Source organism: Lentilactobacillus otakiensis DSM 19908 = JCM 15040 (assembly GCF_001434145.1).
In the GTDB taxonomy this organism is placed as follows: Bacteria; Bacillota; Bacilli; order Lactobacillales; family Lactobacillaceae; genus Lentilactobacillus; species Lentilactobacillus otakiensis.
On sequence record NZ_AZED01000013.1, the window covers coordinates 34,815 to 50,210 of the forward strand.

The 15,396-nt window shown below is 45.0% G+C and carries 17 protein-coding genes and 1 pseudogene; 2 read left to right on the top strand and 16 right to left on the bottom strand.

The features are described 5' to 3' along the window. The first annotated feature begins 256 nt into the window (after positions 1-256). Together gntK and FD05_RS06080 are read left to right on the top strand one after the other, a co-directional pair. Complete coding sequence (gene gntK / locus FD05_RS06075; RefSeq protein WP_020281164.1) at positions 257-1,819, top strand: gluconokinase; 1,563 nt, start codon at positions 257-259, stop codon at positions 1,817-1,819. Positions 1,820-1,855: 36 nt separating this feature from the next. Further along, positions 1,856-3,217, top strand: a complete 1,362-nt coding sequence (locus FD05_RS06080) for a gluconate:H+ symporter (protein ID WP_020281163.1) — start codon at positions 1,856-1,858, stop codon at positions 3,215-3,217. A gap of 75 nt (positions 3,218-3,292) precedes the next feature. On the opposite strand, the gene FD05_RS06085 is transcribed toward FD05_RS06080, so the two are convergent. The 16 genes and pseudogenes from FD05_RS06085 to FD05_RS06160 form a co-directional block, all read right to left on the bottom strand. Beyond that, positions 3,293-3,835 carry a biotin transporter BioY gene (locus FD05_RS06085; protein ID WP_020281162.1) on the bottom strand — a complete coding sequence of 181 codons (543 nt, stop codon included), beginning with the start codon at positions 3,833-3,835 and terminating at the stop codon, positions 3,293-3,295. A gap of 69 nt (positions 3,836-3,904) precedes the next feature. Beyond that, entirely contained in the window at positions 3,905-4,897 is a 993-nt protein-coding gene (locus FD05_RS06090) for a biotin--[acetyl-CoA-carboxylase] ligase (RefSeq protein WP_020281161.1), read from the bottom strand. 28 nt (positions 4,898-4,925) lie between these two features. Further along, positions 4,926-5,684 (bottom strand): enoyl-ACP reductase FabI, encoded by a 759-nt coding sequence (fabI, locus tag FD05_RS06095; protein ID WP_020281160.1) that lies wholly within the window; start codon positions 5,682-5,684, stop codon positions 4,926-4,928. 27 nt (positions 5,685-5,711) lie between these two features. Next, on the bottom strand, positions 5,712-6,482 hold the full coding sequence (accA, locus tag FD05_RS06100) for a carboxyltransferase subunit alpha (RefSeq protein WP_020281159.1): 771 nt from the start codon (positions 6,480-6,482) through the stop codon (positions 5,712-5,714). Further along, a complete protein-coding gene (locus FD05_RS06105) occupies positions 6,472-7,317 on the bottom strand; it encodes an acetyl-CoA carboxylase carboxyltransferase subunit beta (RefSeq protein WP_020281158.1) in 846 nt (281 codons plus the stop codon). The genes accA and FD05_RS06105 overlap by 11 nt, the downstream gene beginning before the upstream one ends. Beyond that, the gene (accC, locus tag FD05_RS06110; RefSeq protein WP_020281157.1) at positions 7,298-8,677 is read right to left on the bottom strand and encodes an acetyl-CoA carboxylase biotin carboxylase subunit; all 1,380 of its coding nucleotides are present in this window, start codon (positions 8,675-8,677) and stop codon (positions 7,298-7,300) included. Before accC ends, FD05_RS06105 begins: the two co-directional genes overlap by 20 nt. 13 nt (positions 8,678-8,690) lie before the next feature. Further along, complete coding sequence (locus FD05_RS06115) at positions 8,691-9,107, bottom strand: 3-hydroxyacyl-ACP dehydratase FabZ family protein (RefSeq protein ID WP_020281156.1); 417 nt, start codon at positions 9,105-9,107, stop codon at positions 8,691-8,693. Between the two features lie 4 nt (positions 9,108-9,111). Further along, a complete protein-coding gene (gene accB, locus FD05_RS06120) occupies positions 9,112-9,585 on the bottom strand; it encodes an acetyl-CoA carboxylase biotin carboxyl carrier protein (protein WP_020281155.1) in 474 nt (157 codons plus the stop codon). 3 nt (positions 9,586-9,588) lie between these two features. Then, positions 9,589-10,818, bottom strand: coding sequence for a beta-ketoacyl-ACP synthase II (gene fabF, locus FD05_RS06125; RefSeq protein ID WP_020281154.1), 1,230 nt, complete (start codon positions 10,816-10,818; stop codon positions 9,589-9,591). 20 nt (positions 10,819-10,838) lie between these two features. Beyond that, positions 10,839-11,570 carry a 3-oxoacyl-[acyl-carrier-protein] reductase gene (gene fabG, locus FD05_RS06130; RefSeq protein WP_020281153.1) on the bottom strand — a complete coding sequence of 244 codons (732 nt, stop codon included), beginning with the start codon at positions 11,568-11,570 and terminating at the stop codon, positions 10,839-10,841. Continuing rightward, complete coding sequence (locus FD05_RS06135) at positions 11,570-12,487, bottom strand: ACP S-malonyltransferase (protein WP_039932841.1); 918 nt, start codon at positions 12,485-12,487, stop codon at positions 11,570-11,572. Before FD05_RS06135 ends, fabG begins: the two co-directional genes overlap by 1 nt. Positions 12,488-12,511: 24 nt before the next feature. Next, entirely contained in the window at positions 12,512-12,751 is a 240-nt protein-coding gene (locus FD05_RS06140) for an acyl carrier protein (protein ID WP_020281151.1), read from the bottom strand. Positions 12,752-12,790: 39 nt separating this feature from the next. Continuing rightward, a complete protein-coding gene (locus tag FD05_RS06145; RefSeq protein WP_020281150.1) occupies positions 12,791-13,774 on the bottom strand; it encodes a beta-ketoacyl-ACP synthase III in 984 nt (327 codons plus the stop codon). After that, positions 13,771-14,238, bottom strand: a complete 468-nt coding sequence (locus FD05_RS06150) for a MarR family winged helix-turn-helix transcriptional regulator (protein ID WP_020281149.1) — start codon at positions 14,236-14,238, stop codon at positions 13,771-13,773. Before FD05_RS06150 ends, FD05_RS06145 begins: the two co-directional genes overlap by 4 nt. A gap of 24 nt (positions 14,239-14,262) precedes the next feature. Then, a complete protein-coding gene (gene fabZ, locus FD05_RS06155; protein WP_020281148.1) occupies positions 14,263-14,709 on the bottom strand; it encodes a 3-hydroxyacyl-ACP dehydratase FabZ in 447 nt (148 codons plus the stop codon). A 310-nt stretch (positions 14,710-15,019) separates the two neighbouring features. Continuing rightward, positions 15,020-15,337, bottom strand: a pseudogene (locus FD05_RS06160) (pyrimidine-nucleoside phosphorylase); the annotation flags it as partial. Positions 15,338-15,396 lie beyond the last annotated feature (59 nt).

A 15,396-nucleotide genomic window follows, 5' to 3' on the forward strand; every position in this document is an offset into this window, starting at 1 on the left:
ATGTAAATATTTTACAACAAAATTCTTGCATTGTGAAATTGTTTTTCATATAATTGTGATTGCGTTTACAGAACCAGGAAATTCAATGGTCGAAATGTTTGAAGTATCCTGGCGATAATGATATTTTTAGTGAGAAGCGGTACCGAGCCAATTCTTCAGCATTCGATATTGGTTTTACGATGCAGCTATATTTTTTGCCATTATTTGAAAGCGCTTCGGCCGTTGATTGAACTAATACAGAAGGGAAGTTATTTACATGGATTATACGCTAGGTGTTGATATTGGAACAACCAGTGTTAAAACCGTGCTCTACGATGTTAAGGGTAAGGTGCACGGATATTCTAACAATGGATATCCACTATACCAGGACACCCCTGATATGGCCGAGGAAGACCCCGAAGAAATCTTTTCAGCGGTGTCTGACGGCATTACCGAGTTGGTTCGAAAGGCCGATATGAATCCAGGAGAACTCAAGGGGATTGCATTTTCATGTGCCATGCACAGCTTGATCCTTCTAGACGAGAACCATAAGCCTCTCACCCGGGCGATTACTTGGGGTGACAATCGAGCCGTTAATTATGCTGACAAGTTGAAAGCCAGTCCTGAAGGTATGGAGATCTATAAGCATACTGGAACCCCGATTCACCCAATGACCCCACTGACCAAATTGATTTGGCTGCGAAATGACAAACCCGATTTGTTCAAAAAGGCGCGTTGGTTCGTTGGGATTAAGGAATATATTCTTTATAAGTTATTTGGTACGTTAAAAGAAGATTATTCAATTGCCAACGCAACTGGAATGTTTAACATTTATAACATGGATTGGGACGAGCAGGCATTGAAACTTGCTGGTGTCACCCGTGATCAATTACCCGAGCTGGTTGACACTACTTATCAATTAAAGGGCATGCATGAAGAGTATGCCAAGGTATTGGGAATTGATATTAATACCCCATTTATCATTGGGGCTTCAGATGGTCCACTGGCCAACTTGGGCGTTAACGCTATCCAACCCGGCGTCGTCGCGGTTACAATTGGGACTTCCGGTGCCGTTCGAGTAGTTACTGACAAACCGCATACCGATCCCAAGGCGCGGGTCTTCTGTTATTACCTGGCCAAAAACATGTGGGTCATTGGTGGACCGGTTAACAACGGTGGTGTTGTCTTCCGTTGGGTCAGAGATCAACTTTGTGCGCCTGAAAAGGTCACTGCAGAACAAATGCACATCGATCCATATGATTTATTAACAGAAATTGCTGCCAAAGTGCCTGCTGGCTCAAACGGCCTGCTATTCTTCCCATTCCTGGGTGGTGAACGAGCACCAATTTGGGATGCCAACGCCCGTGGTTCATTCTTCGGTTTGAACAGAACCCATACCCGTGCCGACATGATCCGTGCTGTCCTTGAAGGGATCGTCTACAACCTCTATACCGTTGCTTTGGCATTGGAAGAAGTTGTTGGCCGACCAACCAGTATTCAGGCCAACGGTGGTTTTGCCCGGTCTGCTCTTTGGCGTCAAATGCTCACTGATATTTTTGAACAAGACGTTGCCATTCCTGAAAGTTTTGAAAGTACTGCTTTAGGGGCTGCAACTTTAGGAATGTACAGCTTGGGATTGATTGACAGTCTTGCCGACGTTTCGAACTTCGTTGGCACCACGGTTGTCCATCATCCAGATCCAAAAAACTTCCAATCATACCGGGAACTGATCCCAATTTATATTCGGTTAAGTCGTTCACTTCAACCAGAATATAAGAATATTGCCGAGTACCAACGCCGTCATGAGCAAGTCAATAATGACGACAAGAAATCTGAGTAGCAACTGTTCAGTCTTGTATTTTGAAAGGGGAAAACTATGATATTAAAGCTGCTTGCCTTGCTGATCGGAATTATTTTCCTGTTAGTTCTGATTATCAAGTTCAAAATTAATACCTTCGTTTCGTTGGTATTAACCGCTGTTGTAACTGCGGTCATGCTGCAGATGCCACTGGGCACGATTGCTGATTCCGTCTCAAATGGTATCGGAAGCCAACTTGGTGAATTGTCCATGGTCTTTGGCTTTGGTGCCATGCTAGGGCGACTGGTTTCCGATTCCGGTGGTGCTTATATGATCGCCGAAACTCTTATCAAACGTTTTGGTAAGAAACGTCTCCAGATCGCCGTTATGATTGCTTCATTTATTTTAGGAATTGCGCTGTTCTTCGAAGTTGGAATGGTTTTACTGGTTCCAATCGTCTTCGCAATCGCCGTTGAAGCCGGTGTGCCAATTCTTTATTTGGGAATTCCAATGGCCGCTGCTTTGTCAGTTACCCACGGATTCCTGCCACCCCATCCAGCACCAGTTGCCATTGCGCAAGTCTTGGGTGCCAACGATGGTAAAGTTCTGTTATTCGGATTTGTAATTGCAATTGTTGCTGCTTATATCGCCGGCCCATTATTCTCACGAATGGCTCGTAAAATTGTCCCAGCTGCCTTCGAACGTAAAGGTAACCTTTCTTCAATTGGTGAAGTTAAACAATTCACCCCTGAAGAATCACCATCGTTTGGACTTTCAGTTTTAACCGCCCTCTTCCCAGTTCTCTTGTTGGCAATTGCCACAATTTATAAGATGACTGTTAACGGTGGTGTTGATCCTAAGAACCCTTCAATGATCGATTCAATTATCGAATTCATCGGTTCACCAAGTATTGCAATGTTAATTTCATTATTCTTTGCTATGTATACAATGGGCTGGGGTCGTAAACGATCAACTGCCCAAATCATGGAATCACTTGAAAATGCCGTTAAATCAATCGCTATGCTGCTATTAGTTATTGGTGGTGGTGGTGCCTTCAAGCAAGTCCTGATCGACGGCGGTGTTGGTAAAGCCGTTGCTCAACTCTTCATCGGTTCACCAATTTCACCACTGATTCTTGGCTGGTTGGTCGCCGTGGTTCTCCGAATTGCCTTAGGTTCCGCAACTGTTGCGTCATTGACTGCCGCAGGAATTGTTGCCCCACTAATGGCTCAAGCCGGAGTTGACCCAGCATTGATGGTTCTGGCCATTGGTGCCGGTTCACTTGCCGCATCACATGTTAACGATGCCGGCTTCTGGATGTTCAGAGAATATTTCGATTTAACCATCAAGCAGACCCTGCAGACATGGACAGTGCTTGAATCCCTTATTTCTGTAGTAGGTATTGTGATGGTTATGGGACTTAACTTGCTATTCCATTAAAAATCATTATTCTAAAATTTAAAGGTGCCAACAAACCAATCCGGTTTGTTGGCACCTCTTTTTTTGTACTAGCCGCTATCGGCCGCTAACAGCACCACTGAGCATCTTCATCCGCACCGCTACCAAATACACGGCAACTGATTTCAGTGTGTCCCCAGGAAGAAATAACAGTCCCGAAGTCAACGCACCAATTAAAGAGATTGGCGTGACGACCCAAAGCCACAACGCACCAATCAAATTGACAATCAGAACGCCGGATATCCAAATGGCGATCAGTTGACCCCCTGCATGGCTCACAAATCGCCGTGACAGGCTGTAATTCATAACGAGAGGAGTTATGAACCAACCAAGCAAATAACCCGCTGTGGGGCCAATAAAGACCGCTGGGCCCGCCTGACCACCGCTAAGCACCGGAAAGCCTAAGAATGCCAGCACCAAGAACCCGCCGACGGCCATTGTACCGTTTTTGGCACCCAACACGATGCCCGCCAACATGATTCCCAAGTTTTGCATCACAATTGGCACCGGAATCACACCTAATGGAATCGGTGGAATCATCCCCATCACAACAATGGTTGCAATCATCAATGCCGTCAGGACCACTTCTCTGATTTTCACGCACCTGCTCCTTTCAAAAAAAGCGGTTAACCAGCAACGAAGCCGCGATTAACCGCAATTCCAAATAAATTAGCCCTGGTAACCATTACCAGGTAAATAAACTTTTGTTACTTCGCCACTGGAGACAGTCACCAACTGCCCGGTTGGTTCCTTTACGACCAAAGCACCGTCATGGGTGAAATGATCAGCTAAGCCAGTGATAGTCTGATTTCCCATCACGACTTCGACTTGTTTACCCAAAGTGTCTGACAGCTTCGAATACTCTGTCAGAAAATTACCGCTGGTGTAGGTCTGATACATGTAAAAGAAATGATCAATGATGCTGGCGGCAATCTGATTCTTATCAATTGACGTATTTGCAACAATTGCGCCGGCCTTATGGGCAATCTGCTTGGGAAAGTTAGTAGAGTCAACATTTAATCCAATGCCGACAACCACGTCTTCGTGAAGGCCGTCTTCCAAACTGGAAATCGTTTCAGTCAGAATACCGCCACATTTCTTGTCATGTACCAAAATGTCGTTGACCCATTTTACCCGGAAATCTTCTTTTGGGAAGAACTGTTTTAAGGTTCGAACAACACAAACCGCCGTTCCAGTTGTAATCAGCCCGGAATGAATTGTCTTTCGGTTCTGAAGTGGAATCAAAATACTCAGGTAAATCCCACCATTGATTGGCGAATAAAAGTGTCTGCCAAGCCGACCATGTCCACGGGTCTGACTATCAGCCACAAACACTTGTGGATCAGTCAAATCCTGATTATTGCTGAATTGCTTGGCGTAATCGTTAGTTGAAGAAACAGTTCGAAAGGTATGGATGCCCACTGGAAAAGTAGTCGTTCGATAATGATTAATCACATCGGCATTGAAGAATTGTGATTTTTGATAGCAATACCCCAACCCTTTTCTGGTGTTAATCAAATGACCACACCGCGCCAATTTTTGAATATTGTTGTATACTGCCGGCCGACTAATTTGAAACGTCTTCGCCAGATCATTTCCAGACACGTAGCGACCGTCTGCTTTCAACAATGCATCTAAAATTTGAGCTTGATGATTTCTCATTTGGCCATCCCTCGCTAACGATACTCCGTTAAATCAAATGCACACCTTTATCAACATAAACCACGTCGCCGGTCATCCCAGTCGACAAATCACTCATTAAGAAGGCGGCGACATTTCCGATTTCACTCGTGGTGACACTCTTTTGGTCAACCGTTCGTGATTCGGATTCTTTCAATAATTCGCCATGGTGCTTAATCCCAGTAACGGCTAATGTTTTAACCGCACCAGCTGAAATCGCGTTCACCCGGATGCCATTGCGCCCGAGGTCAGAAGCCAGGTAACGAACGTTGGCTTCCAAGGCAGCCTTGGCAACCCCCATCATGTTGTAGTTCGGAATTGCCCGGGTTGACCCAAAGTAGGTCAATGTCAAAATACTGGCGGGATCATTTAAGACCGGCTGTGCATAGCGCGCAACTGAAATCAATGAGTAAGCACTGATATTCTGCGCCAAATCATAGCCGTCTTTGGTCGTATTCACCAAACCTGAAGTCAATGTATCCTTGTCTGCGTATGCGATGGCATGAATGACGCCATCAATCTTGCCATACTTGGTGCCGATGGCTTCAAACGCCTTCTTGACGTTGTCATCGTCAGATACATCACATTCTACCAAATCTAAATTGTCGGGTACAAAGCGTTCCAAACTCTTCTTAATTCGGTCGTTTTGATAACTCAAAATCACTTTGGCACCCTGATCTAAAATTGCTTGGGTACATCCCCAGGCAATACTACGTTTATTTGCAACCCCCATGATGACGATTGTTTTTCCATCTAAAAAGCCACTCATATTTGAGCCTCCAAATCTTATCTTCAACTAAAAATTCCGGTAACGTTGATTCCGACGGTCAACCAATTCATCAATTGGTAACTTTGCCAGTGTGGTAAATTCTTGATCCAGGAAATCTCGCAGTGGACTCAAATCATCGCCCGGTTTATATTCATGAATAATCTTATCAATAATACCATCTGCTAATAATGCTTCGGGGGTTAATTTGAGTTCTTCAGCTGCTTCTTGAACCTTCGATGAATCTTTCCACATGATGCTGGCGTATCCCTCAGGAGAAAGCACTGAATAAATACTGTCCTCGAACATCAAGACGCGGTCGCCGCACGATAATGCCAAAGCACCACCGCTACCGCCTTCGCCAACGATAATCGTGACGTAGGGAACCTTTAACTGCATCCCTTGCAGGATATTTTGTGCCACTGCCGAACCTTGGCCATGATACTCGGATTCAACATCCGGCCAAGCACCGGGCGTGTTAACCAATGACAAGATTGGCCGATGAAATTTTTCTGCCTGCTTCATCAAGCGTAATGCTTTTCGATAACCTTCAGGCGTCGGACTACCAAAATGTCTGGCAATATTTTCATCGGTATCGGTCCCCTTTTGAATGCCAACCACTGTGATCGGCTTATCATTCAACAATCCAATACCGCCAATAATTGCCGGATCATCGGCTTCCAGACGATCGCCATGTTGTTCAAAGAAATCGCTGGTCAATCCGTGGATCAATTCGGCGGTTGTGATCTTATCCGGCCGTCTAGCAGCCTTTACCCGCTCATACGCTGTTTTATTTGCCATAGCCATTCTCCTTTGTGTGCAGAGAAATCAACCGACTCAAAGTCTGCTTCATTTCCTTACGCGGCACAATCGCATCGATAAATCCATGTGCCATGACGGTTTCTGCACTCTGAAAGTCCTTTGGTGGCTTTTGCATAATTGTTTGTTCGATCACTCGTCGACCGGCAAAACCGACCAAGGCATGGGGCTCAGCCAAGATAACGTCACCCTGCATCGCAAAACTCGCAGTCACGCCACCGGTAGTTGGATCACATAAGACAACGGCATAGAATAAGCCAGCCTTGCTGTGCTCTTCAACTGCACCAGAAACTTTTGCCATCTGCATCAGGGAATGAATCCCTTCCTGCATTCGCGCACCACCTGAGGCAGTGAACATGATGACCGGCAGCTTCTTTCTGGTGGCTTCCTCGAATAATCGAGTGATCTTTTCGCCGGTTGCGCTGCCAAGGCTTCCCATGACAAAGAACGGATCCATGATGCCGACGCCCACTTGCTGCTTGTCAAGCGTGCCGATCCCCGTCAGCACACTTTCGTTGATGCCAGTTACTTTTTTGGCCTTTTTAACTTTAGCTAAGTATTTTTCATCCGTATACTGTTCCGGAATGGTCATTTGCTTATCAATTTCATCAAAGGAATCAAAGGTGATCTTCGCCCGACGTTTGGCAGTGATTCGAAAACCATAGCCACAGTTGGGACAAGTCTTACTGCTGCCTGCTCGTAACGAAAAAAAGGTTGAGTGACAAACTGGACATTCCCGGAGTACATGATCGGGAATGGCATCCATTCGCTTAACCAGTTCTTCATGACTTGGCATATTAAACCGACTCCGTAGCATGGAATCCCTCCTTGTCGCTCAACACTTCATTTTGAATATAACTGGTTGAATAAGTCCCCTGATGAAATTTATCAGTATTGATTAAATAATCCAAGAAATCCTGATTGGTTCGAATGCCTTCGATTTCAAGTTCCCCTAAAATTCGGTTCATCTTTGAGATAACCGTATCCCGATCGTTTAAATGAACAATGACCTTGGCGATCATTGAATCATAGAATGGTGAAATGAAGCTCCCCGTGGTGACACCTGAATCAATCCGCACACCCAGTGAACCAGCCGGGAAAAACAAATGATTAATTTGACCGGGCTGAGGGGCAAAGTTGTTGCTGGGATCTTCCGCATTTAGCCGACATTCCAGCGCGTGCCCTTTGACGGTCGCATCTGCCTGGGTAAATGCCAATTTCTCGCCAGCCGCCACAGCTAAATGCGCCTTGACCAGCTCAATGCCAGTCACTTCTTCAGTAATCGTGTGTTCAACTTGAAGCCGCGTGTTCATTTCCATGAAATAAAAGTGATGATCGTCATCCATCAAGAATTCATAGGTTCCGGTATTGGTATAACCCAGTTTGAGGGTCGCATTCGAAACAATTTCACCTAAATGCTGCCGCTCTGCTGGTGAAATCAAGACACAGGGACTTTCTTCGATGACTTTTTGATGATTTCGCTGAAGTGAACAATCACGTTCAGGTAAGTACACCACGTGGCCAAAGTTGTCGGCAACGACTTGCATTTCCACGTGTTTAGCCTGACGGATCAATTTTTCAACATAAATATCTTCGTCATCATATGAAATCCGGGCTTCCTGCTGGGTCTGCTCAAATGCACTGCGCAGATCTTCAGGACGATCAACTTCACGAATGCCCTTACCACCGCCACCAGCTGCCGATTTTAGCAAGACTGGAAAGCCAATTTTTTCAGCGACTTTTTCTGCTTGGGCAACGGTGTTGACGACCCCGTCACTACCAGGAATGACTGGGACACCCGCTTTTTTCATAGCTTCTCTGGCATTGGCCTTGTCACCCATCAATGAGATGAGCTGGTGACTTGGGCCAATGAATTTAATGTGGCAGGTTTCGCAAAGCTCAGCGAATTCAGCATTCTCTGACAAGAACCCGTAGCCGGGGTGAATTGCTTCACACCCAGTTAGATTAGCAGCACTGATGATCTGAGCCATATTCAAGTAAGACTCGCTGGGCTGAGGCCCACCAATACAAATCGCCTCATCTGCTAAATGAACAAAAAGGCTGTCTTTGTCGGCACTGGAATAAACGGCCACAGCTGTAATTCCCATATCATGAAGTGCCCGGATAATTTGCACGGCAATTTCACCGCGATTTGCCACTAATACTTTTTTAAACATCCGCTCACCTCTATTACTCAACTGCAAAAATTAAATCTGCTTCACAAATTTGGACATCGTCGCGGGTAATAGTGCCATGTCCCAGACCGATGTTGTGCTTTAGTTTCTTGAGTTCAACAGTAAATGTCAACTTGTCACCAGGACGAAAGTCATCTTGGAAAATTGCATTTTTGATGCCACCAAAAAAGGCATTCTTGCCTTGATATTCAGGCATCGACAAAATGGCAGCCACACCAGTCTGAGCCATTGACTCAATCATAATTGGCCGCGGAACGACCAAATTATCGGCCTGTTTGTTGGCGAAGAACCATTCGTTAATCGAAATTAGCTTCACCGCCGAGGCGCTTTCGCCTGGCTTGACGTCAACAAATTTGTCAATCATCTGGAAGGGATAGCGCTGTGGAATCACATCTTGAACATCTGGTTTCATCTTATTACCCCTTCGTTACTTGAAAGATTGGTTGATCATATTCGACCATACTGCCGTCTTCAACTAAAATGTTGGAGATCGTTCCGGTCACATCACTTTTGACTTCGTTGATCATCTTCATCGCTTCAATCACACAAACGACGTCGCCTTTTTCAACGTGATCGCCCTGCTTCTTGTAAGCCGGTTTGTCAGGGCTGGGCGCAAAGTATACGACACCGACCAGTGGTGCTTTGATCTCAGTAACGTTTTGACTAACTGGCTGATCGGATTGACTGGCTGTCTGAGCCTGACTATTTTGTCCATGGCCTAAACTATCAGCCGTGGTCGATCCTGGCTGAGCAGGATCTTCAACGACAACGTGTTCGTCATCGTCTCGTTTGCTGAATTTAAGCTTAAAGTCATCCTGAGCTAATTCAAAGTTTTTGAGTGACGAACGGTCGAATTTATCTAGTAAACGTTCAATTTCTTTTTCATCCATTACCTAATCACACCCTTTGAATGCAATAACGGCATTATGGCCTCCAAAACCAAAGGAGTTACTGATGGCGTAATTGACTTCAGCATGTTTATTGCTGTCATCAACCAGGTCGACATCACATTCTTCGTCTTGGTTGACCACACCGACATTGACTGGCATTTGATTGTGCTGAATGGCACCAATGGTTGCAACAGCTTCAATGGCACCCGCAGCACCCAACGCATGACCAGTCATTCCTTTTGTACTGCTGACTTTGACGTGATCGTTATTGGCGAAGACTTCGTTAATCGCCTTGGCTTCGGCACTATCGTTGGCATGGGTACTGGTCCCGTGAGCGTTGATGTAATCCACTTGGGTCTCATCAATGCCAGCTTCTTTAACCGCCTGCTGCATGGCCCGTTTGGCACCCTTACCTTCAGGATCAGGTGCGGTCATATGGTAGGCATCGCTGGTCGTCCCATAGCCGACAACTTCGGCCAAAATCTTGGCACCACGCGCCTTGGCATGATCGTAGTCTTCCAGAATCAACGTCCCGGAACCTTCACCCATGACAAACCCGTTGCGATCTTTATCAAATGGAATCGAGGCTTTTGTCGGATCGGTTGCCTTTGACAATGCAGTCAAAGCAGCGAATCCGGCAATTCCAATTTCGTTAACTGATGCTTCAGTTCCTCCAGCAATCATCACTTGGGCTTTGCCTTGTTTGATGTACTCGAAGGCGTTTCCAATTGCGTTGGTTCCTGAAGAACAAGCCGTGACAATTGCTTGGCTGGTATTCTTGGCATTAAAGGCAATTGAAATGTTTCCGGCTGCCATATTAATAATTGAGTCCGGCACGAACAGTGGTGAGACCCGTTTTGGACTCTTGTCGTGCATCTTGATGACCTGTTGTTCAATAGTCGTCAAACCACCAATTCCAGAACCATAGATGACACCCAGTTCTTCGGGGTCAACCCCACCGTCGAGGAGACCGGCATTTTCCATGGCCTCAGTTGCACTATATAAAGCATACGTACAAAAGAGGTCATTGCGTTTGGCAAACTTCTTATCAACCCGTTTTAACGGATCAAAGTCTTTTACTTCACCGGCAACGGTAATGCCGGTGGGTTCTGAATCAAATTTCGTAATTGGGGCAATCCCAACCTTGGATGCAAATAAGTTTTCAAGAAAACTATCCACATCGTTTCCGATTGGCGTAACGGCGCCCATTCCTGTAACAACGACTCTACTCATTTAATTACTCCTTCAACAATCTAAATTGTCAAACCACCGTCAACTGTGATGACTTGGCCGGTAATGTACTGGTTATGAACCAAAAATGCGACTGCATCAGCGATTTCGGTTGGCTCAGCGAAGCGTTTCAGCGGAATCTGATCCGTGAATTCGCTTTGGCGGCGTTCACTCATTTTTTCAGTCATGTCGGTCTTAACCATCCCTGGTGCAACCGCATTGGAACGAATGCCACGCAATGCGCCTTCTCGAGCAGCGGTTTTGGTTAAACCAACCAGACCGGCTTTGCTTGATGAATAGTTGGCTTGGCCAAGATTTCCATGGAGACCTGAAATGCTGGAAATGTTAACAATTGAACCTTGACGGGCCTTTTGCATGATTTTCATCGCAAACTTAATCATATTAAAAGCCCCAACCAAATTGGTATCCAAAACGGCTTTGAAGTCAGCTAATTTCATCCGACTCAACAATTTATCTTTAGTAATACCGGCGTTGTTGACCAATACGTCAATTTGACCGTACTTTTCAACCACCGAATTAATCATTTGTTCAGCATCATCTTCATTGGCTACATCGCCAACCAAAACATCAAAGTGATAGCCGGCATCTGCCAACTGCTTGGCTGTTTCATCGTCCAGTTCGTGGTGGGCGTTGATAATCACTGTCAAACCGTCGTCGGCAAGTCGTTTAGCAATTGCCAAACCAATTCCTTTAGCAGCTCCCGTGACTAACGCAATTTGTTTTGTTTCTGTCATTATTTCACCAGCTTTTTATTTGATCGAACCTGATTCAAGGTCTCAACACTATCGATATGAAATTTGTTGGCATTGCAAAGAATCGTCTTGGCAAATTTCATTAAGGTGTCACCGGGACCGATTTCAATCAAGACGTCGGCTTCCAGGTTCAATAGTTCCTTGAGACACTCGTTAAAATGGGTTGGATTAACCAATTGTTTGACTAAGGTCTGCTTCACATTGAGTCTCGTAAAAGGCTTGACGATGGTGTTACTAATCACCGGAAAGTCCATTTCAGCAAATTCAACTGTCTGCAGTCGCTTGGCCAAAGCATCACTGGCTTCCTGCATAAATGGGGTGTGGGAAGCAACCGTCATTTTTAACGGTACAACCCGCTTGATTCCATGTTCATGCAGGTAATCAGTGGCGGCATTCAACCCAGCCTCTGAGCCGCCAATCACAATTTGGGTATCGGTATTGTAGTTCGCCGGATAGACAGGTCCCTTTTGTGAACCAACCCGACAAGCTTCATCTACAATATTTGCCGTGGCTTTTAAAACCGCCGCCATTTTGCCGGGATGATTGTGCCCAGCTTGATCCATATAGAGATTGCGATCGCGAACCAGCGGCAAACCGTCTTCAAAACTCAAGCCGTTGGCAGCGATAATCCCGCTGTATTCGCCCAAGCTCAGTCCGGTGGCCCCGACAGGCTGACCTAAATCATGTTCGAGAATTCTATAAATTCCGGTACTCAGGGTAACGATTGAAACTTGAGTATTTGCGGGATCATCAAAAATTTTCGAGTCACTCATGTCTTTTCCAAGTATCTGAGAAGCTTCTTCAATTGTTTGACGGTAAATGGGCTCTTGTTGGTATAGGTCGTGTCCCATACCGGCAAATTGTTTACCCTGACCGCTGAATAAATATCCTAGTTTCAAACTATCTACCTGCCTACTTTCTAACTACTTAGCTTGTTGTTTAACGACGTAGTCCACTAATTCGCCAACGGTTTCCATACCTTCGTCAGTGTCAATTTCGATATCATAAGTATCTTCAATCTTGTCAACAACTTCGAAAATGTCCAAACTGTCCAAATCAAGATCGTTCTTGAAGTTAGTGTCTTGCTTAACCTTGTCTGCATCGACATCCAATTGATCCACGATAATTTCTTTTACCTTGTTAAATACTTCTTCTTTAGTCATTTTTATTTCCTCCAAATTTTATGTTTCCAAGTTATATTTTTAGTACTTAATAATCATTGTTCCAACAGTTAATCCGCCACCAAATCCGGATAGGGCAACGACATCCCCCCTTTTAATGATGTGTTGATCAATCAGCTCAGCCAGCAAAATCGGTTCGCTGGCAGCTGAAGTGTTGCCGTATTCATTGATGTTCACTGGAAATTTGCTCATTGGTGCTCCCAGCGTTTCGGCAATCTTCTCAATAATCCGTTCATTAGCTTGATGCAGGACAAAACAATCAATATCGTCAATTGACAATTTGGCTCGTGCCAGAGCGCGATTAATCGATTCCGGCACGTTCTTAACTGCAAAGCCATAAACCCGATGACCATTCATTTTGAAAAACGGTGAGTAGCTGACATCATCATCGGCAAACGGTGATTTCACGCCAACCTGACCAGCTGTCAAATGCTTCCCCAGCTTGCCCAAAGTTGCCAGATCTTCTGAAATAAAGGAACCAGGTTCCCGAGGCTGATTGGAAATGAGCGCCCCGGCAGCCCCATCTCCGAATAAAACGGCGGTGGAACGGTCATGCCAATCCAATAATTTACTTAAGGTCTCAGCCCCAATGAGGATGGCGTGCATTTGATGATCTGCCTTCAGCATTTGCCGAACGACTTTCAAGCCATACACAAATCCGGAGCAGGCAGCATCGATATCAAAAGCAATCGCATCATCGGCGCCAATGTTGCCTTGGACCATCGCCCCCACAGATGGCGTTAAATAATCCGGCGACATGGTGGCGACGACAATCAGGTCAATATCCGCTGGTGTCAACCCACTTTGATCAAGCAATTTTTCGGCAACCTCAGTGGCCAATGAACTGGTTGTTTCAGTCACTGCCACGTGGCGGCGCTTAATGCCAGTCCGCTGGGTAATCCACTCATCTGAAGTATCCATCATTGTTGAGAGTTCGTCGTTATCCACCACCCGCTTTGGTACTGAACTGGCGGTTGTGATGATTTTGAAATCTTCAAAGGTCATTTTGCAGATACCTCGTCAATAAAATCTTCCAGGTTAACCATCGCCTGTTTGATCAAATGAATATCGTCATCGTTGAAGCCCTTGAGGAACCGCTGAACCAGCAACTTATGGAACGCATCGTGAGCACGGTACAACAGCCGTCCCTTACTGGTTAATCCCAGATTAATAATCCGATGATCTTCAACGTTGGGGATCCGCATCACGTACCCTTTCCGTTCCAAATTATTCAAGTTGGCAGTTAAAGTTCCCTTACTTAGTTTCAAAATGTGGGCAACTTCTGAGGTCGTCTTTCGATCATGCAGGCCAATGGTATGAACCAAGTGAACTTCCTTCGCAGTGATGTCCTTAAATCGACTTTTTCGAATTTCGCTCTCTTCAATCCGCATGATACTGTCATACACGTTGATTAGAGATTCATTGATAAAGCCGGTATCTTGTTTAATTTGATCACTTTGCGAATTCATTTCTTAGCTCTCCTAGATTGATAATTAGATTTTCTTTTTTGGATCGGGAACGATGAAGGTTAATTCGGCCGAACAGGCAACTTTATCGTCAACCTTAGCCTCACACTTAACCTTGCCCATATTTTCGCGTTGCTTTTCCATGGTCACATGCAGTTTTAACACATCCCCTGGACGGACAACTTTTCTGAACTTGGCGTCATCAATCGCACCAAGATAGGCGGTCTTACCTTTGTATTTTTCAGTTTTCAAAATCAAGATTGAAGCTGCCTGAGCCAAGGATTCAATAATCAAGACACCGGGCATAACCGGGTTCCCAGGGAAATGGCCTTGGAAAAATTCCTCGTTAATTGTGACGTTCTTGGTAACAACAATTGACTCACCAGGGTTTAATTCATCAACTTTATCCATGAACAAAATTGGATAACGGTTGGGAATTAAATCCATAATTTCAGATGCATCTAATACACTCATTGATTTCTTCCTTTCACTTACAGGGTGGCAAGCACTTTCCAAAAATTAGTTCGAGTATCAAACTATTAGTTCAAACTAATTTCCAAAAATACCGGCTTACCGATGTTCTTTTAGGAACACACAACATGATAACCTAATTTAGTTTGAATATCAAACTAAATTTCGATACCACGTGTTCCGTTTCTGAATTCTACCATATTTAGGGTCTGACAGGCAACGGGTCCTCAATCAATAGGAAAAGGCAATTCATGAATAAATAACGTTCATGAATTGCCATCTCCACTTTCATTCACTTATCTCATCCACTCAGCTAGTCCACTGTTTCGTATATCAGCGTTGGTGCTTGAGCTTTATCTGAGATTTCAATATTATCGTACAATAATTTCTGAATATCAGTGACATCTTTGCGGTTGCTAAAGATGGTCAATAAGGAATCTCCTTCGTTAACTGGGTCGCCAATCTTTTTGTGCAGCATAATGCCCACTGAATAATCCAACTGATCGTCAGCCTTCTGCCGGCCACCGCCTAACAGCATGCTGGCCACACCGACTTCATCGGCAACAATCTTGGATACGACTCCACTGGACTTGGCCAAGAGTTCAATTTTGAATTTAGCTTGCGGCAAGATGCCCTTGTAAAGATTTTTGTTGAAATTTTGTTCTCCCATGTGAATCCGTGAACTTTTTA